Source organism: Terrisporobacter mayombei, assembly GCF_020748465.1.
GTDB classification, from domain to species: domain Bacteria; phylum Bacillota; class Clostridia; order Peptostreptococcales; family Peptostreptococcaceae; genus Terrisporobacter; species Terrisporobacter mayombei.
In genome coordinates this window covers 1-432 of the sequence record NZ_JAHZMP010000298.1, presented here as the reverse complement: position 1 = coordinate 432, position 432 = coordinate 1, and the positions used below count along the sequence as shown (strand labels likewise).

Annotated in this window: 1 protein-coding gene; it reads left to right on the top strand. The window is 52.3% G+C overall.

Annotated elements, in window-relative coordinates; genetic code table 11:
* Positions 1-432, top strand: a 432-nt coding sequence (locus K0039_RS25565) for a zinc-binding dehydrogenase (RefSeq protein ID WP_228106931.1), incomplete at both ends; no start/stop codon positions are given.

The window sequence follows — 432 nt, the reverse complement described above, 5'->3', positions numbered from 1 at the left end:
CTGGTTCCTGGTGAAATTCTCAAAATTCATCGTCATGCGTTGTGGGAAATCCCTGATGGTGTTGATTATGAGGACGCAGCCGTACTTGACCCTATCTGTAATGCCTACAAATCCATCGCGCAGCAATCGAAATTCCTTCCTGGTCAGGATGTGGTCGTCATCGGCACTGGCCCACTCGGGCTGTTCTCCGTACAAATGGCGCGAATTATGGGGGCGGTAAATATCGTCGTCGTTGGTCTGCAAGAAGATGTGGCGGTCCGCTTCCCGGTTGCAAAAGAACTGGGTGCGACGGCAGTAGTAAATGGTTCTACCGAAGATGTGGTGGCGCGCTGCCAGCAAATTTGTGGCAAAGACAATCTGGGACTGGTGATTGAATGCTCCGGTGCCAATATCGCACTGAAACAAGCCATCGAAATGCTCCGCCCGAACGGG